Origin of the sequence: Acidisoma sp. PAMC 29798 (assembly GCF_030252425.1) — a bacterium.
GTDB classification, from domain to species: domain Bacteria; phylum Pseudomonadota; class Alphaproteobacteria; order Acetobacterales; family Acetobacteraceae; genus Acidisoma; species Acidisoma cladoniae.
In genome coordinates, this window is the sequence record NZ_CP126994.1 from 2,230,250 (window position 1) to 2,251,702 (window position 21,453).

The 21,453-nt window shown below is 61.1% G+C and carries 19 protein-coding genes; 5 read left to right on the plus strand and 14 right to left on the minus strand.

Going from position 1 to position 21,453, the window contains the following annotated elements:
• Window positions 1-252: 252 nt before the first annotated feature.
• Window positions 253-378, plus strand: coding sequence for a hypothetical protein (locus tag QP803_RS24025; protein ID WP_434082915.1), 126 nt, complete (start codon window positions 253-255; stop codon window positions 376-378).
• A 112-nt stretch (window positions 379-490) separates the two neighbouring features.
• Here the strand turns inward: QP803_RS24025 and QP803_RS10820 are convergent, their stop codons facing one another.
• The 4 genes from QP803_RS10820 to QP803_RS10835 all read right to left on the minus strand — a co-directional run bounded on the left by QP803_RS10820 (window position 491) and on the right by QP803_RS10835 (window position 6,250).
• A complete protein-coding gene (locus QP803_RS10820) occupies window positions 491-730 on the minus strand; it encodes a hypothetical protein (protein WP_284947757.1) in 240 nt (79 codons plus the stop codon).
• Window positions 731-1,445: 715 nt separating this feature from the next.
• Window positions 1,446-3,524, minus strand: coding sequence for a putative bifunctional diguanylate cyclase/phosphodiesterase (locus QP803_RS10825; protein ID WP_284947758.1), 2,079 nt, complete (start codon window positions 3,522-3,524; stop codon window positions 1,446-1,448).
• 948 nt (window positions 3,525-4,472) lie between these two features.
• On the minus strand, window positions 4,473-5,951 hold the full coding sequence (locus QP803_RS10830) for a protein adenylyltransferase SelO (RefSeq protein WP_284947759.1): 1,479 nt from the start codon (window positions 5,949-5,951) through the stop codon (window positions 4,473-4,475).
• A 110-nt stretch (window positions 5,952-6,061) separates the two neighbouring features.
• Window positions 6,062-6,250: a hypothetical protein gene (locus QP803_RS10835; RefSeq protein ID WP_284947760.1), complete on the minus strand. Its 189-nt coding sequence runs from the start codon at window positions 6,248-6,250 to the stop codon at window positions 6,062-6,064.
• Window positions 6,251-7,803: 1,553 nt separating this feature from the next.
• Here QP803_RS10835 and QP803_RS10840 point away from each other — a divergent pair.
• The 3 genes from QP803_RS10840 to QP803_RS10850 all read left to right on the plus strand — a co-directional run bounded on the left by QP803_RS10840 (window position 7,804) and on the right by QP803_RS10850 (window position 11,184).
• Entirely contained in the window at window positions 7,804-9,090 is a 1,287-nt protein-coding gene (locus QP803_RS10840; RefSeq protein WP_284947761.1) for a YcjX family protein, read from the plus strand.
• Between the two features lie 56 nt (window positions 9,091-9,146).
• Window positions 9,147-9,959 (plus strand): DUF697 domain-containing protein, encoded by an 813-nt coding sequence (locus QP803_RS10845; protein WP_284947762.1) that lies wholly within the window; start codon window positions 9,147-9,149, stop codon window positions 9,957-9,959.
• 922 nt (window positions 9,960-10,881) lie between these two features.
• Window positions 10,882-11,184 carry a hypothetical protein gene (locus tag QP803_RS10850; RefSeq protein WP_284947763.1) on the plus strand — a complete coding sequence of 101 codons (303 nt, stop codon included), beginning with the start codon at window positions 10,882-10,884 and terminating at the stop codon, window positions 11,182-11,184.
• Window positions 11,185-11,295: 111 nt separating this feature from the next.
• Here the strand turns inward: QP803_RS10850 and QP803_RS10855 are convergent, their stop codons facing one another.
• The 9 genes from QP803_RS10855 to denD form a co-directional block, all read right to left on the minus strand.
• The gene (locus tag QP803_RS10855) at window positions 11,296-11,835 is read right to left on the minus strand and encodes a Ros/MucR family transcriptional regulator (RefSeq protein ID WP_284947764.1); all 540 of its coding nucleotides are present in this window, start codon (window positions 11,833-11,835) and stop codon (window positions 11,296-11,298) included.
• A gap of 147 nt (window positions 11,836-11,982) precedes the next feature.
• Window positions 11,983-12,432 (minus strand): NUDIX hydrolase, encoded by a 450-nt coding sequence (locus QP803_RS10860; RefSeq protein ID WP_284947765.1) that lies wholly within the window; start codon window positions 12,430-12,432, stop codon window positions 11,983-11,985.
• A 625-nt stretch (window positions 12,433-13,057) separates the two neighbouring features.
• Window positions 13,058-13,837, minus strand: a complete 780-nt coding sequence (locus tag QP803_RS10865; protein ID WP_284947766.1) for an SDR family NAD(P)-dependent oxidoreductase — start codon at window positions 13,835-13,837, stop codon at window positions 13,058-13,060.
• Window positions 13,834-14,607 carry an SDR family NAD(P)-dependent oxidoreductase gene (locus QP803_RS10870; protein WP_284947767.1) on the minus strand — a complete coding sequence of 258 codons (774 nt, stop codon included), beginning with the start codon at window positions 14,605-14,607 and terminating at the stop codon, window positions 13,834-13,836. The genes QP803_RS10865 and QP803_RS10870 overlap by 4 nt, the downstream gene beginning before the upstream one ends.
• Before the next feature lie 16 nt (window positions 14,608-14,623).
• Window positions 14,624-15,610, minus strand: coding sequence for an ABC transporter permease (locus QP803_RS10875; RefSeq protein ID WP_284947768.1), 987 nt, complete (start codon window positions 15,608-15,610; stop codon window positions 14,624-14,626).
• 28 nt (window positions 15,611-15,638) lie between these two features.
• Entirely contained in the window at window positions 15,639-17,126 is a 1,488-nt protein-coding gene (locus QP803_RS10880) for a sugar ABC transporter ATP-binding protein (protein WP_284947769.1), read from the minus strand.
• Between the two features lie 33 nt (window positions 17,127-17,159).
• Window positions 17,160-18,176, minus strand: coding sequence for a sugar ABC transporter substrate-binding protein (locus tag QP803_RS10885; protein WP_284947770.1), 1,017 nt, complete (start codon window positions 18,174-18,176; stop codon window positions 17,160-17,162).
• 86 nt (window positions 18,177-18,262) lie between these two features.
• Window positions 18,263-18,508: an SMP-30/gluconolactonase/LRE family protein gene (locus QP803_RS10890; protein WP_350356083.1), complete on the minus strand. Its 246-nt coding sequence runs from the start codon at window positions 18,506-18,508 to the stop codon at window positions 18,263-18,265.
• Window positions 18,509-19,495: a D-erythronate dehydrogenase gene (gene denD, locus QP803_RS10895; protein WP_284947771.1), complete on the minus strand. Its 987-nt coding sequence runs from the start codon at window positions 19,493-19,495 to the stop codon at window positions 18,509-18,511.
• A gap of 132 nt (window positions 19,496-19,627) precedes the next feature.
• Between denD and QP803_RS10900 the strand changes: the two genes are divergently transcribed.
• Window positions 19,628-20,380 (plus strand): FadR/GntR family transcriptional regulator, encoded by a 753-nt coding sequence (locus QP803_RS10900; RefSeq protein ID WP_284947772.1) that lies wholly within the window; start codon window positions 19,628-19,630, stop codon window positions 20,378-20,380.
• A 4-nt stretch (window positions 20,381-20,384) separates the two neighbouring features.
• Here QP803_RS10900 and QP803_RS10905 read toward each other — a convergent pair whose 3' ends face one another.
• Window positions 20,385-21,353 (minus strand): GlxA family transcriptional regulator, encoded by a 969-nt coding sequence (locus QP803_RS10905; RefSeq protein WP_284947773.1) that lies wholly within the window; start codon window positions 21,351-21,353, stop codon window positions 20,385-20,387.
• Between the last annotated feature and the right edge of the window lie 100 nt (window positions 21,354-21,453).

The window sequence follows — 21,453 nt, forward strand, 5'->3', positions numbered from 1 at the left end:
ACATCACTGCCACCCAGCCGACAACTCGGGAGAGCAATCGAAAGATCCCTTGGCTCGGGGACAATCCGCGACGTCTACCCGATCTATGCTTGCGCGCTGGTGCTACCCTCACCGTCATCTTTGAAGGGCGAGGTGGAATACAGCTTCGGCGAGCTTCATGATCTGGTCCCGGCCTTGACGATCCAGAACAAGGCGTAGGGCTTGGAATACCCGTGGTGGTGATCCCTGAAACAACCCCAGCATTACACAAGGCTGGACCGTAACCTCCTCTATACCGGCGTCACCCGGAGCAAGCGGCTGGTTGTGCTCATCGGGCAGCGGAAGGCCGTGCGAGAGTCCGTTCGGAACGGCGGCGATCGCCGGCGCTGCCGGAGTTGAAGAGTGGCTCCCTCCGTCACACGGAGAAAGCGGACGAGGAGAACATTCAAGTATAGGTGGGCCTAGTATTTTACTGTTCAGCGCAACTCCAGCGGACTGAGACAGTCGTGGCTTAAGCGCTTTGTGATGGTGGTGTGCCTTTGCGGAGCCGCCGCATGGCAGTCCGCAAACCTGATACACGTGCCGTCTTTTCGATATCGACGACCTCGACGAGCGTGGAAGGCGCCTCACGTTGGGTGGAATAACTTAGGAACTTCGTGAGTTCTGCAAATGCTTTACGGCCTGCGTCTCGCGCCTCGATAGCAGCGCCGACCCTGAGAGCCTTTTGAACAATCGCGGCAAGTTCCATCATTCTTGCTTCCGATCTTGGCTCCGTGTCCGTCTCCTTTCTAGCAACTAGAGACCGCCGCGCTCGTCGTCCAATCTTAAAGATTTTCATTGTGAATCCTTAAAATACTCCGGCTAGCCAAAGTTAACCCGCCGCACCGCAGTCGTAGGCTAGCAGAGGTCGGTTTAACAAAGTAGGGTCCACAATGCACCAATCGTGGATCGGCACAACTCGGGATAAATCTCCAATGAACTGGTTCCCACAGATACGAACGCCGCGCGCAGGGAAGCGAAGAGGTCTCGGTCCAAACGTTATCCCAATGCGCCAGCGAGGCTCCAGCAAAAAACAGCCGTCCGCGAGCCTTATAGGTGCCCGGATCTTCTTATCTATGGTCGTGTTCTGTGCGTTGGTTTACATGCTTAGGAATTAGTGAAACGACGTTTCTTCTGTCCCCACGGTCATTGTAGAAGCACCACGCAAACATATTTGAGGTCTGTGCATCCCACGGAGGGACAGTGCAATTTTCAGATAGAAGCCATATTACGGCGTCCTACAGGCCTGAAGCTCTATTATAGCAGATTCCATGGAGTGATAACTCGGCACGTGCGATGCACACGAGTCCTCGCAACTCGGATTTTTGCTGCATTAGATAGATGGCCGGTAGTCCCGATTAAGTGCTGGTGATGATTACGATCAGGAGCCGTCCACCCCATCGGCGGGAGGTCTCGAAATGACACCGTTATATAAGGCCGAGACCCAGCTGCTGTTGAATCAGCTGATGGCAATCGCTGGAGGACATCGGCCTGCCGAGAAAATACCCTTGTCCAAAGTCGCATCCTTCCTGCAGCAACAACTCATGTTGACTCGCTAATTCGATCCCCTCCGCGACGGTCGCGACCCCAAACGCTCGGGCCAACGTAACGACGGCCCGAAGAATGGCTACCGATGCGAAGCTTGAATGTGAATCGAGCACAAAGCTCTGGTCGATCTTGATCATATCAACCTTGAACTTCTTCAAGTATTGGAGCGAAGCATAGCCTTTGCCGAAGTCGTCGAGACTTATCTGCACACCATGTTGCCGCAGATCGTCAAGCGTGTCGGTAGCCTGTCTTTCGCCAACGAAAATGACGGTCTCCGTAATTTCGAGGGTGAGACGGCTCGGCTTCACCCCAGCCTCCGCTAGTATACGTTTCACCTTATCGCCGAAACTCCGACTTTGAATCTGCAGTACAGAGACATTGACGGCAATACGAACAGCATTGGGCCAACCGGAGACCTCGTTGCATGCCTCCCGCAAAACCCACTCGCCAATCGAGTGTATCATACCTGTGTCTTCCGCAATCGCAATAACGCTATCGATGGGAACAGAAGCGAAGTCTGGATGCCGCCAACGAAGAAGAGCCTCGAAAGTCGCAACTCGCCCCGTTTTCAAATCAAAAATAGGCTGAAATTCCAGAGCGAGTTCGTTCCGGTGCAACGCCTGCGCGAGTTCGCGCTTGCGTAGTTCCCGCAGGAAGAACTCGTTGCCCATCCCGGGTTCGAAGAAACGATAATTCCCGCGCCCAGCTGCTTTCGCCGCATAGAGTGCCACATCGGCTCGACGTACAAGCTCGTCGCTTGTTAAGCGGCTCTTTGTAAGAGCGATGCCTATACTGGCCCCAATGGCGATCACTTCCCCGGCCACCTCATATTCGCAGGAGAGAGAGCCCAAAATCGCCTCGGCAAGGGCTGCGATATCGGACGCACTACCAGGATCGGTTTTAGCGATTACAAACTCGTCGCCCCCGATGCGGCAAACCAGTGCGGTTTTCTCCGTGCAGCGGCGAAGACGCTCCGAGACCGCGATCAAAACAGCGTCACCGATGGGATGGCCCTTTGTATCGTTCACAGTCTTGAATCCATCAAGATCAAGATAGAGCACAACGATCTCTCGATGGGTTTCTATTTCTCCTAACATTCGCTCGAGTGCGTGGTAAAATGTTGATCGATTTGCCAAGCCTGTGAGGCCATCGTGCGTTGCAAGGAAAATTATCTTTTCTCGAGCACGCTGCTCACCCTCCTCCGCTCTCCGTCGGTCTGAGACATCACGAAGAAACATCGACAGACCTTCATTCGTGGGGAACAGATCAAATTGAAGCCATCGGTCGAGGGACGCAAAATAGGCTTCAAAATGTTGTGCCTCGCGAACGCCCCCTACAGCCGCCAACTTTTGATCAGCGCCGCTCTCAGCCCAACCGGGTATGAGCTGCGGCAGAGTCGATCCAAGCGCAAGCTCATTCGTCTCAAACAGGCGCTTGGCTTGTCCGTTGACATAGGTTACGCGCAAGTCCCCAGAAAGCAGGATGATGTTATCGGAAGTACTCTCAAGGACATCATGAAGCTTCTGCGCGGCGGCATCGGCCTGATCACGCGCTCTCTTCTCCATCGTCACATCAAGCACAGAAACACTGACAAGGATTGTCATCCCAGCCCCATCCTTGACCGGATTGTAGTTTACGAGGACAAACCGTTCTCCGTCATTCGTGTCCTCCGAGATCAAGCGGCGCTCAACAGGAAGACCGTCTTTGAAAATCTGCCGATACACGGGCTCGATGGCATCGGCAATTTCGGGAACGACCTCTCTCAAGGTTCGACCGAGATGCGCCTCAATCGGGCGTCGATTGAGCATTGCCATCTGCTCATTGACTTCCACATAACGCAGATCTTGATCAACGAGGCAGAGGGCGATTGGCGCTGACATAAATGCTGAACGAAGTCTGCTGAGTTCTTCGCAGAGGCGCGCAAGCTTTCCATCAAGACCTTTTTCACGCCGATACACGTGTGGCAGGAACCTTGGCACGCATCCATTACTCCAGGTATGATATCGGCCAGTCAGGGAGTTCAATATGCTCCTGGGCCACCACTCATCGGTAATGTATACGCAATGGCCATTTCCTGACTACTATAATTGAAGGTGACGCATGAAGTCCGCGCTTAAAGTTTTGGTCATTCCAACAACAGGCGAATATGAGCGATTGAGGTACACGCAGAAGCAAGTCATCGGCGTACCATGGATCAACAGGCGGTTGCAGCGGCGGACTAAAGTCGGAAGTGTCAGGCTCACCGGCCGTGACCATGGTGCATAGATCATAGCCGCATGCCCTGAGTTAGAGCGACGCTGGGGGCATGTTCTTCATCACTGTGGGGGTAGACGCCGTGCCGTTCAAAACCAATTCTGACCGCCGTCACCATATTCCTAAGCAGCTTGGGCTTCCGAGTATGTCCGTCTCGCGCAAAAGCAACTTAGGGTGGCCAGACTTTGGTCGGTTGACGACGTATGCAACACACTGGTCCACCGTAGTACGAGGACGCCGTCCGATAGTGCTCGCGGATTCAGGACATCCGTCCGGTCCGATCAGTCAGGTCAAACAGTTTTCGCAACGCTGCAACAATCGTCGCTCGATCGGCTGCAACTGTAGTTCCGTGATCCATACTACCCGGTTTGCCTCAATCCTTTCGGCTGGGAGATGTTTTCCCTTCAGCTTGCACCCGGTTTTCGAGGCGGCCGCCACCTTTTAACACCATTAGCCGCACGTCGGCCCGTAGCGAGAAAGAAGTTCCTCGTGTCCGTGGCGGACAGCGCCGCCAGCGTGAACGTGCTGTGCATATTTGTCGCTGAGCATGCCGAGGCGCGGCATTCGGTGCCCGAGTGCCGCGCCTCGGAGGCGACACGCCGCGTGGGAAACCGGCAAGCGAGCCGACTCTGACGTCTAACCGAGAGCGGTGCCTAAGTCCCACAGAACGTCTGATAAATTCGCGTCGTTGGATCAGGCGCTTTGGCGAAGGGTTCCAGGCCAGGGCGCGCCTCGTAGGGTTTCGAGAGCACATCCATCAGGGTCTCGAAAGGTCTGAAGTCCCCGGCCTCTGTCGCGGCCTCCAACGCTGCCTCAACCAAGTGATTGCGCGGAATATAGGCCGGGTTGACCATCTGCATGGCAGCATGCCGCTCGTCCGGCGATGCCGCCTCGTCCAGCAACCGTATGCGCCAGCGGCTTGCCCAGTCATCATAGGATGTTGGATCGGCGAAGAGGGCCCGTATCGCCTCGTCATTCTCTGGGCCCAGGGCGGCGCCGGCCAGATGGCGAAAGGTAAGCGTGAAATCGGCCTTGTTCTCGGCCATGCGCGTGAGAAGATCCTGAATTAGCGCAACGTCTCCGTCGCGTGGCGACAGCAGCCCCGCCTTGCGGCGCAACCCGCCACGATAGGCCGCCTCGAAACGCGGCGCGAAACCGGCGATCGCTTCTTTCCCTGAAGCGAGCGCCGCATCCTCATCGGAGGCGAGCAAGGGCAGCAAGGTCTCGGCCAGCCGTGCCATGTTCCAGTAGGCAACGCCGGGCTGGCTGTCATAGGCATAGCGCCCGTGCAAATCGATGGAGCTGAAGACCGTTGCAGGATCATAGGCATCCATGAAGGCACAGGGGCCGAAATCGATCGTCTCACCGGAGATCGAGGTATTGTCTGTATTCATGACGCCGTGGATAAAGCCGATGAGCAGCCAACCCGCCACCAAGTCTGCCTGACGCGCGACCACCCCGTCCAACAAAGCGCGATAGGGGTTCGCCGCCACCGCCGCCTCGGGATAGTGACGGGCGATGGCATAATCCGACAGCGTCTTCACCGCATCCGTGTCACCCTGCGCCGCGAAATACTGGAAGGTGCCGACGCGGAGATGGCTGGCGGCAACCCGGGTCAGGATGGCACCCGGCGGCATTCCCTCGCGCCGCACCGTCTCGCCGGTCGTGACGGCGGCGAGCGCTCGTGTTGTCGGCAGGCCAAGGGCGGCCATCGCCTCACTCACCAGATATTCGCGCAATACCGGCCCGAGCGCCGCCCGGCCGTCACCACCCCGCGAAAAGGGCGTGCGGCCCGCACCCTTCAACTGGATGTCCCGCCGCTGCCCGACCGGGGTCACGATCTCACCGAGCAGAATGGCGCGACCGTCGCCGAGCTGGGGTACGAAATTGCCGAATTGATGACCGGCATAGGCCTGGGCTAGGGGTTGCGACCCCTCCGCCACGCGGTTGCCGGCGAGGATCTCGACGCCTTCGGCGCTCGCGAGTTCCGCCGCATCCAGCCCGAGGTCCTTGGCCAAGGCGACATTCAGCCGCACGAGCCGGGGTGCGGCCACTGGCGTCGGCGCGAGCGGCGCGAAGAAGCGTGGCGGCAAGCGCGCATAGCTATTGTCGAAAGGCAACCGGACGGCCATGCGATGAACTCCTGACTCGACATGGACATCGGCTGACTGCCGCTGCGATGCAAGGATAGCCAGCGAATGATCAAGGCAAGCCGTAACCGCAAAGGTCGAACCCAGCCAGTTCAACTCTGGCCGCCACTGTAGCTGTGGCCGCCGTTTTCGCAGATGGCAGTCTCGTGGCCGTAGCGGCTCTTGGGATGCTTGGTCGGGCTGTGGACCTCGACCCGACCGTCGGCGATAGTGTCGGCTCGTGTCACCTGCGCCAAGGCGAACGTTGCCAGCAGTAGCGCCAAGACTAGAACGACCAGCAAGATTTGGAGGCAACTAATAATTCCACTATCTGTTACGAATTCGAACCGGAGCTCAAGAGTTTGGTTGCCAGCGAGCAATTCATCTAACCGGGCGTGACCACCCGAGGTTGTGTCCGAATACCTATCTCTCGTTGGTTGGGCCGTGACAGGGCACAGTGAGAAGGCGACAAGGCGACTTTCGTGTCGCCCGAGACTTTGACCCTCAAACCCACGCTGATGCAGCCCCACTATTGCCAGATGTGGCGATCGATCGGCGTAACTTTGGTGGAACAGCGAAGGCGCCGGCATCAAGTCGGGTTGCGATGAGCGGCCAACGAACTGGTAAGAGCCGCTCTCGCGTGGAGCGCTAGTACAGTTTGCGCGTTGTTGAAACCCTCCGGTCATGGGAAGCGTGCGACAGATCGCTGCGCCAACTAATCTGCCAGCAGTGCAAAGAGTCGCTCCGCTTCGCGTTTGCGCGTGACGTCGTAGCGTCCAGACATTTGTCTTCCTATCGGCATAATGGCGGCACCGAATAGGAGCGCTGGCGGGCTAGTGTATGGCCAAACGGTGAAATCCTTGGCTTCTCGAGCATCGTTGAGCAATGATTATCGAGTAGGAGCAATTAAAGTTTTGGTTGAGTTAGCCCTCCCGTGGAGCGGGGCGGGCAGGCCTCAAAGCAGCCTGATCACAAAACGGGCAACTCCAGTCTAAGCCTCAAGTGAGGCTACCTGCGTTACGGTGGTACAACCTACGGTTCGTGGTGTAATCACTCTGAGCGAAGGACACCCCGGTGAGCGCGCATACCGAACAGAACACTTCCCATCTCATGGGTATGTGGAATGGAGTTCTTTATCGTATTGACCCCGATGCTCCCGGCGGCAGGGTTGAAATAGCGCCGCCGAAGCTGCCGATGCGATCAGTCGAGACTCGAGTCGAAGCCACCCCGATGGTAAGTGCAGCGCGTTTGGTGGCTGCAGGCCGAGAGCCGATCGCGAGCCAGGCAGCAGATGATGCCTCCGCGACGGCCGCCCTACTATTCAAACGCGATGGTTCGGACACCCTTCGCCCCGGCCATCCCGATCTATGGGCACTCCTGGTCGCGGGTACGAGCCTCGATGGATGTTCTTATCAGACGGAGTAGCCGGCGGTCGGTACCGTCCAAGATCGCCGGCTCGATACTTGGAGCCCCTGCCCAAGCTTAGATGTTGTCCTTAGTCGTGATGTCTCCTGGCAAGTGCAACGCCAACAATGAGCTTCCGCACGCTGCGAAAATGTGCCCATTTCGTCAGCCATTAGATTGCGGCTCATCTCCCGCAACTTTAGCTAGGCAGCGATCACCCGCTCATCGAATCAGTGATAGCCGTCGTTTGCGAACGAGTGCGCTGCTTCTCCTCCCAACCCTACTTAGATCGACCGGAACCTGGACCAAGCCGCTCAGTTGAGCCGAGCGCTGCTTGCACCTTTGGCGATAAGCGCTATGTGCGCAGGATGAGCAGCACGCCTTTCCAGATGGTCCGACGGGCCTGATACCCTCCCTTGCCGGTTGGACCGGCGGCACGGTTAGCATTGGTGTGACCGGCCTCGCGCGGGCGGGAAAGACCGCGTTCCTGACATCGCTGGCGGCGAACCTCCTGGCTATGGGAGCGGGCCAGCCCACTCTGCCCGCGCTCGCGGCTCGGTTGGGTGGTCGCCGCCTGAGCGTGTCATTGGCCGAAACCGGTGCTTCCGCAATCCCACGCTTCGATTATGGCGCCCATCTCGACGCGCTGGCAGCCGAGCCGGCCGCTTGGCCCGCGCGCACCGGAGCGGTGTCTTTGCTGGCACTGGATCTGTCCGTGCCTCGTGCGGGGCTCGCTGGGCAATTTCCGGCGCGGCGCCTAAGACTGGAGTTTTTGGACTATCCCGGCGAGTGGCTGCTGGATCTGCCACTATTGCGCACGAGCTTTTCTGATTGGTCGGAAAGCGCGCTTCGCCGTTTGGAAAATCAACCCTTGGCGCAGGACTTCCTTGCGTTCTCCATGGCACTTCCCTCGGGCGCTCGGCGGGACGAGGCGTTGGCGGCTACGGGCCACCGCCTCTATCGCAGCATGTTGCACCGGCTGAGGGACGAGGCCGGCTTGGCCTATCTCCAACCTGGGCGGTTCCTGATGCCCGCGCCGGGTCCAGAGCCGCCTTGGGTCCAGTTCTTTCCCCTGCGCGGAACGGGTGGTCTGGTCGGCCTTCTTGAGGAGCGCTACAGCGCTTATGCCAATGCGGCACGGCAGGATCTGGTTTCGCCACTCTTCGGCAAGCTCGATCGTCTGGTGATCATGGCTGATCTGTTGACGGCTCTCGCTTCAGGGCATGACGGCTTCGCGGACACGCAGGCGGCGCTGTCCGCAGCTGCCGGCGCCCTGCGCTGGCAGTCTTCCTGGATGGAAAGTGTGACGGCGCTCCTCTCCCTGCGCTGGCCACCGCCGGTGATCCGTCGCGTCGCCTATGCCGCGACTAAAGCCGATCACGTCGCCGCACGGCAACGGGGCAACCTCCGCAACCTGATGAAGGTGCTCACAGGACGGGAGACGGAGATGGCCTCAGACTATTTCGCCCTCGCCTCGATCCGGTGCACGGAGGATGCGATCTGGCAGTTGGGCGGCCGCAGCGTGTCGGCGGTACGCGGTCGAGTGGCAGGTCAGGGCGTCGCCCTTTCGTATCCGGGCGAGGTCCCTGACCAGCCGCCGGATAACGCCTTTTGGTCGCATACGTTCTTCGCGCTGCCTGAATTCGAGCCGACTCGCCTGCCTGATGCGCGGCGGGTCGGCATGCCTCAGATCGAGCTCGACGCGCTGCTTGCCTTCCTGCTGGACGACGTGTTGTGACTCGACCGCCCCGCCTTCTGATCGAGGATCCCACAGGGCCGCGACTGGATCCGATGATGCCTGTCGTGGAGGTGACCACCGATCCGACGCCGCGCGCCTCCGGTCTGACCCTTGCCCTGTCCGGTGTGGCAGTTCTGGCAATCGGTCTGGCGGGGCTGCAAACCGGCAATTTCGTCGCGACCCAATTCGACCGCGCCGCTTGGCTGGGCTGGCTGACGCTTGCGGTTGCTGTATTGGGCTTTGGCCTTCTGCTGGCGGCGGCTTGGCGGGAGCTGAGCGGCCTTTTTGCCCTGGGCCGCGTCGATCGATTGAGGAACGCATTGGGGAGTGGCGATGCGCGTCGCATTCATGCGGCGGCACGTCTTTGGGCCGCGACTATGCCGGAAGCCGCGACCCTGATACCGGCCATCGATGCCGCGAACGATCCCGACGCCATTCTGGCCTTGTTGCGGGCCGGGCCAGTCGCCGCAATGCGCGCCCGCAGCGATGCGCTAGGGCGCAACGCCGCCTTCCAGACGACGGTCGGAATTGCAGCCACCCCGTCGCCCGCGCTCGTCGTGCTCCTGGTCGCCTGGCGCGGCGTGCGGCTGGTGCGCCAGGTGGCGGCGCTGCACGGGATGCGCCCAGGGCTGTTGGGCACCTTGGGCCTGCTCCACCGCACGATGCTGGCCGCAGGCCTCGTGGCCGGTTCGGAGGCCGCAATCAATGCCGCCGCTCATGCCGTGCTCTCAAATCCTCTGCTGGCCCATGCCATAGGCGATATGGCAGGCGCAGGCGTCGCGGCCCGGCGAATGATATTGCTGGCGCGTGCGACGGCCGCCGCTTGCACGCCCCTCGGTGCCGCCCGCGATACGGACACGACCTTTTGAGACAAGGTGCCACCAAAGGACAGCATGATCGCCAATGGCTGTTTTCTAAGAACGACGAAGCATCAGGACCGCTTGCTCCCTTGCGCTCCGATCCATCAGCCTCAACATGAATGGCTTCGACTAGGAGAGCGATATGCGCCATCTACTGACCGCTGCACTGATCCTGGGCCTGGCCACGTCCAGCGCCTATGCCGCCCAGTGCCGCGACAGCGCAGGCAAGTTCATGAAGTGCCCGCCGCCCATGAGCAAGGTTGTCCATTGCCGAGACCACTCAGGGAAGTTCGTGAAGTGTTCGATGCCGGGAGCAAAACCAGCCTGAGATTAGTGGTTAGTACTAAGAGCATTCTCTCCCGCTGACTGGCCAACCGCGACACTTTAGGTGAATACGCGACATGTTTGGGTGAGCAGCGAAACTGACGACATAGATGCGGTGAACTCTGCTAAGTGGCTTCTCTATTCTTCGACCGTGTGGACAGCCGTAGCGGACACCAACCAGTCTTAGACGACGTTTCCGAAGATCGCCGCGCATCTCGGCGGCGTTACTTCGGTCGAACGGCTAACTGTCGATGAATTGATCGTTGCCCTCTGCGTGATTTCGGCGATGTTCTCGGGCCGTCTGGGAGTTCGGGATCGGACGGAGATGGTCGAAGATCAGGTTTCTCCTGAACTTCGCCGTAGATGCAGTTTGGACGTTTGCGCCTCCCTATTGTGGTTAGCGGTCTTCCTATGAGCCGTTCCTGATCTGGGCATTAGGCGCCGGCAATATACCTGATTTACTCTTTGTCCGGCCGCCTTTGGTTCAAAGACCATCGTCGAGATCGCAACTCATGATCGGCTACTCGGATTTGCCCCGGCTCCAATTCGGATGAGCACCACCCATATACAAGTTGACCAGCAAGATAATGCTGGCAAAGGAGGCGTCATGCTCAGCTCGATCGAATTGTACAGAAGTTCCAATGGCGACGTGTGGCATCTGCTTCATGAAGTCGGTGACGGTCTATGGATCGTCAGGCACCAGGCGAACCTGCCTTCCGGTGGAGTTGCCACCGACATGGACGTGCTGGACTTCATGAGCCAGAGCAGCCACGGCCCGGAACATGACGTGCTTAAGAAATTGCTCCTGGAGGGAGATGACCTCTGGCTGGAATCGGGACAGCATCCCGACACCGCTGTTGCAAGCACAGTTGATCATCACCCGGTGCAGTCGTCTGTTCTCCCAGATTGAGGCGAGCAATAGCCTACCGAGTTCGGCCGGTGCGCCACCGAGGCAAGTTTCTCCCAGAGAGAGGGCTGGACAGGCGCTCCATCGCGCAGAGCGAAAGATCCTTCACTCGTGTTAACCTGCGGGAACCGCTTTCTTTCTGCCTCGTTGATGGGCCTTGAAGACTGTCACTTCCGGCTTTGCCTCAGGTTGGGTTTCCGCCGCCTCGATCTCTGCGGGTGTGGCCGCCCCTGGAACAGCCTGTTTGTTGTGCAGCTCTTTCGTCCCCAGGCCGCTGGTTTTCGCTAAATCCGAACGCCGCGCCGAGTAACTGGGAGCCACCATGGGGTAGGTGGCAGGCAGGTGCCAGCGCTTGCGATACTCATTCGGCGTCATGCCATAGGCCGTCCGCAAATGCCGCTTGAGCATCGTCAGTTTCAGCCCGTCTTCCAGACAGATGATGTAGTCAGGAAAGACCGACTTCTTGATTGGCACGGCCGGTGCTGGACGCCCCTCGACAGCTGTTGGGACGTTCTGACCAAGATTGCCGAAGGTCGTGTAGACGGTCCGGATCAGTTCCGGCAGCATTTCCGAGGAGAGGGTATTTCCCGAGACGTAGGCCGAGACGACGTTGGTCACCAAGACAATCATGGCTGGTTGTGCGTCGGTCGTCATGATTGGCTTTCGGTCCTCTTGGGTTGACCACGCAGGGGCAGTGGAAGGGTGGATCTGGAAGGTGATTAGGTCGTCTTGCAAGCAGTCTAGTAGACCTTGGTTGCGTCTCAGCTCGACGGCTGCGTGTTCAGTCTGGCGGTGCCAGTCTCAAGATAATGGCACCAGGAGGGCCTGCTCGCTCGACGCCAACAAGCTTAATTCTTCGAGGAAGCTCCCCAGACCGCCGTCATCGACGAACTGCGTTGCTTGGGTGAGAGGCACCCAGAGCCGTTTACGCTCAGTGTCCTCCTTCCAAGAGCCATGGTGCTGCGAGACATCCAAGCGGAACACCGTGACGTCACATGGCACCACCTGCCCTGACGGCAGTCGCTTAGTCGATCGATAGCGTCCGAGCGGCACGTCTGCGATCGTGCCGGACACGCCCGCTTCCTCCAAAGCCTCAAGTGCCGCAACCGAGGAGGGCGTCATCTTTTTTTCAGGATGACCTTTGGGGATGATCCATCGACCAGTGCCGCGCGAGGTGATCAACAGGACCTGGAAACGTCCTTCACGTCCTGTCACGGGCAGCGCCGCATATTGCTGGAGGATTTGAGACATCTAGACATCTGACACGAGATCGCTCGCCATGCCAAATAGCAAAAGCGACATACCCGTTGAATTGCGCTCCGCGATCTTCGGATCATCGACCACAAAACTCAAGATGATCAAACGGCAAAGGTATGGGCCCGCAAACCTGGATCTGCTTCGAGCACGCCTTTGTCAGTGGGATTTCCTGGCGAGCTGCATCAAAAATTCGCAAGAGCCGAAGTCGTACCCCCATGTAAATCGGGGCTACAGCCCTGATAAGGTGCCCATCTTTGCTCCATGGGTGGGTTCTCGTAGGAGCCGAGTGGGACCCCACCCCAAGGGATAAGCCATTGCGATTTCAACATGTTATGTTAAATTCAGAGACGGTCCCGCTTCGATTCTGAAACACATGCCGCCGGTCTTCGCACTCGGCGCCCAGGATCATGCGCGCTATACGGCGGTGGGTGAGGCGGACAACTTCGTGTTGTTGTTCCGGAACCCTGAATGGGATGGAATCGGTCTTTGATCGATCGGCATTCCCATCTGATCGTCATGGCTTACGAAGGCATGCCAGCCACGTCTCGCCTTCGGGACGGGAGGAAGACGTAGATTCTATGCCTTCGCATAGCATGACGATTTTCTGCGCGTAGCGCCGCTACTGCGCCAGGAAGCCGCCGTCGACGGCGAGCGTGTGGCCAGTGATCATGCCGGCAGCGGGGCTGGCGAGGAAGGCGATGGCGTAGGCGACGTCCTCCGCTTCCGCGAGGCGACCGAGGGGCGTGACGGCCTGGATGCGGGCCATGAGTTCGGGGCTTTCCTCAAGCTGGCCGATGAAACCCGTGCGCGTCCAGATGGGTGCGACGGCGTTGACGCGGACGTTGTGGGGCGCCCACTCGACGGCGAGTGCGCGCGTCATGTTCACGATGGCGCCTTTGGTGGTCTGGTAGGAAATGTTCGGATAAAGGCCACCGCCGGACAAGCCCATGATCGATGCGGTGTTGACGATGACGCCCCCTGCCCCACCCCGGATCATGAGGGTGGCCGCCGCCCGCGCGCAGAGGAAGGCGCCGGTCATGTTGACGGCGACCACCGCATCCCAATCCGCGAGGGAGAGCTCAAGCGACGGTTTGCGGATCGCGCGGCCGGCGTTGTTGATGAGGATATCGAGCCGGCCTACCTTTGCGTCGATTTGCGCGAAGGCGGCGTCGACGCTCGCTTCCTTCGCGACATCCAACTCAAGGCCGAAGGCGACGTCCGGCCCGATAGCCGTTGCGGCCTCAATCGCCGCCGCTCCGTCCCGGTCCGTGACGACGACACGGCAGCCCATGGTGACGAGGAGTTTCGCGGCAGCAAGGCCGATGCCGTTGGCGCCGCCGGTGACGGCCGCAACGAGACCGTCTGCCCGAAAGGGCGCAGGAATCGGCTTATCCGTCATTGCGCCAGATAGCCGCCGTCGACAGGCAGGACGACGCCGGTGACGAAGGACGCTTCATCGGAGGCCAGGAACAGGATCACGCGCGCAACCTCCTCCGGCTGGCCGAGGCGGCCGATGGGGTGCATCGCCTTGACGCCGGCAATATAGGCTTCTGACAGCTTCTTCACCGCTTCCGTCGCGATGGTGCCCGGTGCCACGGCATTGACGCGGATATTGCGCGAAGCCAGTTCGACCGCGAGATGCTTGGTGATGCCGGAGGCGACGAATTTCGCCGGGCCGTAGACCGCCTGGCTCTTCTGCCCGGCCTCGCCGGAGATGGAGGAAAGGCAGACGATCGATCCACCGCCGGAGGCGAGCATCGCCTCGGCTGCGTATTTGCAGGTCAGGAACATGCCGCGCCCATCGATCGCCATGACATGGTCGAAGTCTTCCGCCGTGGCCGTCAGCAGGTCAAGTTCGGGAATGATGCCGGCATTGGCGACGAGGATGTCGATGCGGCCATACGCCTCCACCGAGGCCGCGACCATGGCGCGGGCGTCCTCCGTTTTGGAAACATCGCCGACGACGGTGCGGACATCGGCGCCGGAGGCTGCGAGGGTGGCACGCAATTCCTCCAAGCGTGCCGCGTCGATATCGTTAATGATGAGCCGTGCACCTTCGGCCGCGAATAGCACGGCGGTCGCGCGGCCGATGCCGTTGGAGGCGCCGGTGACGAGTGCTGCCTTGTTCTTCAGGCGGCCGAGACCGGGGGAAACCTTATCTGCGCACATGGTCTTGGATTCCCCGTTAGGATTTGCGACGTTTTTGGTTGAGGCTGTCGATCAGCACGGCGCCGAAGATGACGGCACCCTGGATGAACTGCACCCAGAAGGGCTGAACGTTCTTGAGCGTCAGGCCGTTGTTGATCAGGCCGATGATGAGCACGCCCAGCAGCGTGCCGAGAATGCTGCCCTTGCCGCCGAAGAGCGACGCGCCGCCAATGACGACGGCGGCGATGGCGTTGAGTTCGAGGCCAGTGGCCGCGATCGGCTGCGCGCTATCGAGCCGCCCGGCCAGGATGACGCCGCCGAGCCCCGCGCAGGCGCCGCTGATGATGTAGACGATGGAGAGTGTGCGGATGACGGGAATGCCCGCCAACCGCGCTGCATCGCGGTTGCCGCCGACGGCGTAGACCTCCGCGCCGAAGACGCTGCGCGCCAGCACAAGACCCGCCACGAGGAAGAGTCCGAGCGTGATGAGGGCCGCGACCGGAAACGGCCCGATATTGCCGCCGCCGATATTGTCGAACGCGTCCGGGAAGGAAAAGATCGTGTTGCCGTTGGTGACGATGAAGGCGAGACCGCGCGCCATAGCCAGTACCGCGAGGCTGACGATAAAGGGGCTCATGTTCAAGGTCGTCACCGCGAAGGCGATGAAGCCGCCGGACAGGGCGCCGATGCCGATGCCGATGAGCACGGCAATCGGCACGGGCACATGCGCATTCAACGCAAGGCCCGCCATGACGCCCGTGAAGGCCACGACCGAACCGACTGAAAGGTCGATGCCGCCGGTGACGATGACGAAAGTCTCGCCCACCGCGACGATGCCGATCAGCGAGCTGGCGAGCAGGATGGAGAGCAGATTGGCCGAGGTCAGGAACGAAGGCGTCGTGATCGCGAGATAGAGGGAGATCGCCACGAAACCCACGACAATGGTGAGTTCATTGACCGCGCGGGTGAGCGAGGTCAGCCCGAAGCGGCGGTTGGGGGTGTCGGGCGTTTGCGCGGATGTCATCGGAAGCCTTCTGTTCTGGAGCCGTTCGCTAGCCGAGGGCCGCGAGCTGCATGATCCGCTCCTGGCTGAATTCCGCCTTCGGCACGGCGCCGACGAGGCGACCGGCGCGCATGACGAGAATCCGGTCGCAGACACCGAGCAACTCGATCATGTCCGAGGACACGACCAGGATCGCAGCGCCCTGCTCGGCCAGTTCATTGATGAGACGGTAGACCTCGACCTTCGCGCCGACATCGATGCCGCGCGTCGGTTCGTCGAGGAGAAAGACCTTTGGATGCGTGGTCAGCGCCCGGCCGAGCACGACCTTCTGCTGATTGCCACCGGAGAGTGACTGCACGCGCTGGCGGATGCTCGGCGTGCGGATGCGGAGGTCCGCGACCGACTTTTCGGCCAGCTTGTCGATACGGCCCTGGGCAAGAATGGTCCGTAACCAGGAGAGTTTCGTGAGCGTCGACAATGCGACATTGCTGCGGACTGTAAAGGGCATCACCAGGCCCTCCCCTTTCCGGTCCTCGGGCACGAGCGCAACGCCGGCGGCGATGGCGTCGCGCGGGGAGCGGATGCGGGCTTCGCGTGACAGAACGCGGACGCGGCCTTTGGTCGTTGCGAGGGCGCCGTAGATGGTCTTGAGCACCTCCGTCCGGCCGGCGCCGATCAGGCCGCCGAGACCGACGACCTCGCCGGCACGGACCTCGAAGGAGACATCCTCGAAGCGGCCTTCGGAGGTAAGGTTTTCCACTTCCAGCAGCACCTTCCCGAGGGTGGCAACCCGGGCGGGAAAGAGCGCGTCGATCGGCCGGTTGACCATCGCCTGGATGAGGTTCGCCTCGGTCCAATCCTTGGCCGGGCGGGTCTCGACGGCCGCACCATCCCGCAGGACGGTCACGCGGTCGCAGATTTCGAAGACCTCTTCAAGATGATGGCTGATGAAGACGAGGCCGACGCCCGCGTCCCGCAAGGTCTTGATGGTCGCGAAGAGGATACGCTGCTCGGCCGTGGTCAGCGTCGCGGTCGGCTCGTCCATGACGATGACCCGCGCTTCCCGCGACAAGGCGCGGGCGATTTCCACGAGTTGCTGCTGGGCGATACCGAGATGGCGCACGCGGGTCTGCGGCGCGATGGCGAGGCCGACACGCTCCAGCAGCCGCTTGGCGTCGCGGTTCAGCGCCGCGCGACGCACGCCGCCCAGGCGGCCGCTGGGCAAATTACCGAGGAAGATGTTCTCGGCGACCGACCGATCAGGAATCAGGCTGAGTTCCTGGTGGATGACGATGATGCCGGCGTCGAGCGCATCGCGCGGATTGCGCGGTACGAAGGGCACACCTTCCAGACGCAGATTGCCTGCGTCCGCCGGGAACACGCCCGCCAGGATCTTCATGAGCGTGGACTTGCCGGCGCCATTCTCACCGACGATGCCCAGTACCTCCCCCTTGTCGAGGAAGATGCTAACATCGGACAGTGCCTTGACGCCGGGAAATCCCTTGGAGATGTCTTGCATCTCCAGAAGACGTAACACGATGCTACGAGCCCTGTGTGAGGCGGTTCCGGATCACTGGCTGACCTGATCGCCCCAGAGGCCGTAGGCCTTGGCTTCCGGGCTATCGATATTGGCCTTGGTCAGCAGCATATGCGGCCAGAACTGATGCGCCGGGATGCTCGCCTTGTCGCCGTGCAGATAGGCTTCGACATAGGCGACCGACTGTTCGGCCATTGTGAGTGGGTTCTGCGACATCGTAGCGTCCATCTGGCCCTTACGGATCAGCGTCAGCCCCTGCTCGGTGCCGTCGATGCCGATAACGACGATGTGCTTGGGGTTGCCGATGGGCACGAAGCGGTTGGCCTGATGGATGGCGCGAACGGCGCCGACGGCGTTGTCGTCATTGCCGTTGAAAATCGCATCGATATCGTTGTGCGCGGCGAGAAGTTGCGTGGTGATGTTGAAGCCCTTGTCGGCGTCGAAGTCGGCGGCCTGGCGGGAGACGAGCTTGAGGTCGGGGTTAGTCTTCTGTAGCAACTCGAACTCGGTCGCGAAGCCTTTCTCGCGCTCGTCGCCGGCAGTGGTGCCGAGCAGGCCTTCGAGATCGACGACATTGCCCTTGATCGAGCCATACCGCTGCTTGAGCTGCGCCGCGATGAAGTCAGCACCCTCCTTGCCGAGCGCCTCGTTGTCGGTCTCGAGGAAGTTCACCTGGCAGCCGCCGCAGGCAGCGCCGCGATCGAGCGTGAAGACGGGGATGCCTTTCTTATTGGCTTCCTTGACAACCGGCACGATGGAGTTCGCGTTGATCGGATTGAGGATCAGGGCCGCGACATGCTGGTTAATGAGGTCGGTGACCTGGTTGGTCTGCGTATTCGCATCGCCATTCGCGCTGGTGTTGATGAGATGAAGGTTGGGATGCTTCGCGATCCCCGCCTTCACGCCCGCCGTCATGCCCTGAAAGAAGGGGTTGGCGAGAGTCGCGACGCTGAGGCCGATGGTGTAGTCGGCGGCATGTGCGGCCGGTATGGCGAATGCAAGACAGGAGACGGACAGCGCCGCCGCAAGCTTTTGTTTGAACGTCATCATGGCATTTCCCCTAGGCATTGACTTTTGTTTTTCTAATGCAGGCTTTGATAGCTTAGACAGCACCTTACGGCACCGTCAACGTCGCCTCATGGCCGCATAGCGCCCGCCGTATTCAGATAGAGTGAATAGACGGATGTGCTGGCCGTCATGAAGAGTCGATCGCCTTTCTTGCCGCCGAAACACAAGTTCGCGCAGCGTTCCGGCAAATGGATTTTCCCAATCAAGTCGCCGTCGGGCGCGTAGCAGCGTACGCCGTCTTCCGCCGGATCCGCCCAACCGGTCAGCGGCCCGAGCGGCAGGGATGCGGGGTTGCCGAAGGAATGGCCGGTCATCTAGTGGGCTCTCGTCTGCGTGGCATTGTGTTTGACGAAAGCCTCGATCACGCCATTGAAGTCAACGTCGTGCGTGAAGCCGAGACGGTGCGCGAGATCCGCGGAAAAATCTCCGGGCCAGGAATTGACGATGTTTTCCACCCTCGGGTCTGGCCGCATATGGACGCGGTCTGCGACGGCGTCTCCGCCGACGACGCGCAGCGCGCGCAGCATCTCGGCGACCGTGATGGACAGGCCGGGCATGTTGATGACACGGTCGCCGCCAAGGTCAGACGCCGGCAATTCGTGGCCGTGCAGGATGTTCTGGATGGCCTGCTCCGGCGACATCAGCCACAGCACGGTGTCGGGCGAAACCGGGCAATCGGCGTCCAAGCCGTTGAGTGGTTCGCGGATGATGCCGCTCGCGAAACTCGGCGCGGCGCTATTGGGCTCTCCCGGACGCACGACGATGGTCGGCATCCGCAGGCTGCGGCCGTCGAGGTAACCCCGCCTGCTGTAGTCGGCGAGCAGCAGATCATTGATCGCTTTCTGAGTTCCGTAGGAGCTTTGCGGCTTCCACACGTAGCTGTCCGGCACGACGGCCGGCATGGAACCGCCGAAGACCGCGACAGAACTGGTGATGACGAGCTTGGCGCCGGGAGCGGCGTTTCGGATCCGCTCCATCACCACGCGCGTCGCATCGACGTTGATGCGCATGCCGAGATCAAAATCCTGCTCGGCCTGACCGGAGACGATGGCGGCGAGATGCACAACGCTTGATGTGTCACCGTCGATCAGCTTTGCGATCTGCGCGGGGTCGCTGACATCGCCGGTTACGGCAATGACACGCTCATCCTGAAAGCCGCTCGGCTCCGCCCTGTCGAAGGCGAAGATCTGCGTAATCGGACCCGACACGCCGTCGGAGCCGGTCAAATGGCCACGCTTCAGAACGGCGGCGATGAGCCGCTGCCCAAGAAGGCCGGCGGCTCCGGTAACGACAAGACGCATCCCAATTTTCTCCGAACCGGTCTATGTCGCCTTCAAGCTGTATAACACCTTTACCGGCTTCGCGGATGAGCGCAAGGCAAATTTTACTGCTCTAGCAAAGCAGCTATGGTCGCCCGACAGCGGAGGATGGACATGGCCAAGAGCCCTCGCAGCCGGACTGATCACCTCACCGAGGCGCTGCGCGCGCGGATCGGGCGGGGATTGTTTCCAGTCGGCTCGAAGCTGCCGTCCGAGCAGGCGATTGGGCTGAAGTTCCAGGTCAGCCGCACCGTTGTGCGCGAAGCGGTGACGCGGCTGAAGGCGGACGGGCTGATCGAGACCCGCAAGGGTACCGCCGCGCGTGTAAGGGCCGCGAGCCCGACCTCCGACAGTGGCGTTTCCTTGCCGCGGTCGATCGACGGCCTTTTGGGCTTCCTGGAGGTACGGCGGCCAATCGAGGCGGAGATGGCGGCGCTGGCGGCGGAGCGGCGGACGGAGGCACAATGTGCGGCCATCGAAGCGGCCCTGCTTGCCATTGATCGCGCCCAGCAGGAATCGGGCACGGGCGTCGAAGAGGATTTGCAGCTTCATCTCGCGATCGGCCGTGCGACGTCCAACGCCTATTGGAACCAGTTCGTGGGTCTCTTTGCGGAGCCGATGCGCGCGGCGATCCGGCTGACGCGGGCGAACGAGGCGCGGCGCGTCGATTTCGCCTCAGCGGTGGCGGTGGAGCATCAGCGTATCTATGAGGCGATCCTGGAGCAGAATTCGGACGCGGCGCGGGCAGCGGCGCATCGCCATGTCGAAAACGCGGCGACGCGCGTGCTGCTCGCCGATCGGGAGTTCTGGCAGGAAGAGGGTGGCGCGTTGGCGGAGGATTGGGCGGCGCAGGACCGAATCGATTGAGCCGTCACACCGCCAGATGCGCGTGCCGCCTGCGATAATCGGCGGGCGTCACGCCGACCTGACGCACGAAGGCGCGTCGCAGAGTGTCCGCGTCGGTGAAGCCACAATGGGCCGCGACCTGCTTTGGGGTTTCGCGCCCTTCCTCCAGCAGCCGCCGCGCGACGGCGATGCGCGTCGTTTCGACCCAGACGGCGGGCGTGACGCCAAGTTCGCTCCGAAACAGCCGCGCGAAATGGCGCGGACTGAGACCCATGCGATAGGCGAGAGCGGCGACGCTGTGGTCGGCCGCCGGGTTGGCGGCGACCCAGCGCTGTACTTCCTGCAGGGCCGAGCGCCCGACCGGCGCCGCTTCCTCCTTGCGACTGAACTGCATCTGGCCGCCGGGCCGTTTGAAGAACATGACGAGTTGGCCAGCGACCTTCATGGCAATGTCGCGGCCGACATCCTCCTCGACAAGGGCGAGCGCCAGATCGAGCCCGGCGGTCACGCCGGCGGCGGTGCGGAGACGGCCGTCCCTGACATGGATCGCGTCTTCTTCGACTGTGACGGCGGGGTATCGTCGGGAAAGTTCCGCGGCGACGGCCCAATGCGTCGTCACGCGCCGCCCGTCGAGCAGGCCAGTTTCCGCGAGCAGGAAGGCGCCAGCGCAGACCGAACCGTAGCGCCGCGTTGCGGGCGCGGTGCTGCGTAGCCAGTCCACGACGGTGGCATCGGGCGTGACGACGGCGGCATGCGGGCCGCCGGCGACGAGGAGCGTGTCGATCTTCTCGGCCAGCGGATCGCCGATAACGTAATCGGGCACCAGCCGCGTCGAGGACGAGCTGCGGATATAGCCGGGCGCGCTTGCCACGATGAGAAGACGGTACACGCCCCTGCCCGCCTGCACGTTCGCCTCAGCGAAGACGTCGACCGGGCCCGAAACGTCAAGCAACTGGACGTCCGGCATGGCAACGATGGCGATGGTCCTGGCCATAGGCTTCCCGGCGTCTGGATCGGCGTCACTTTGGCAGATATCGTCGGATCACGTCAATTGCTGCCGGAACCGGGCGCGGTTAGATTCTGGTTCAGCTAAA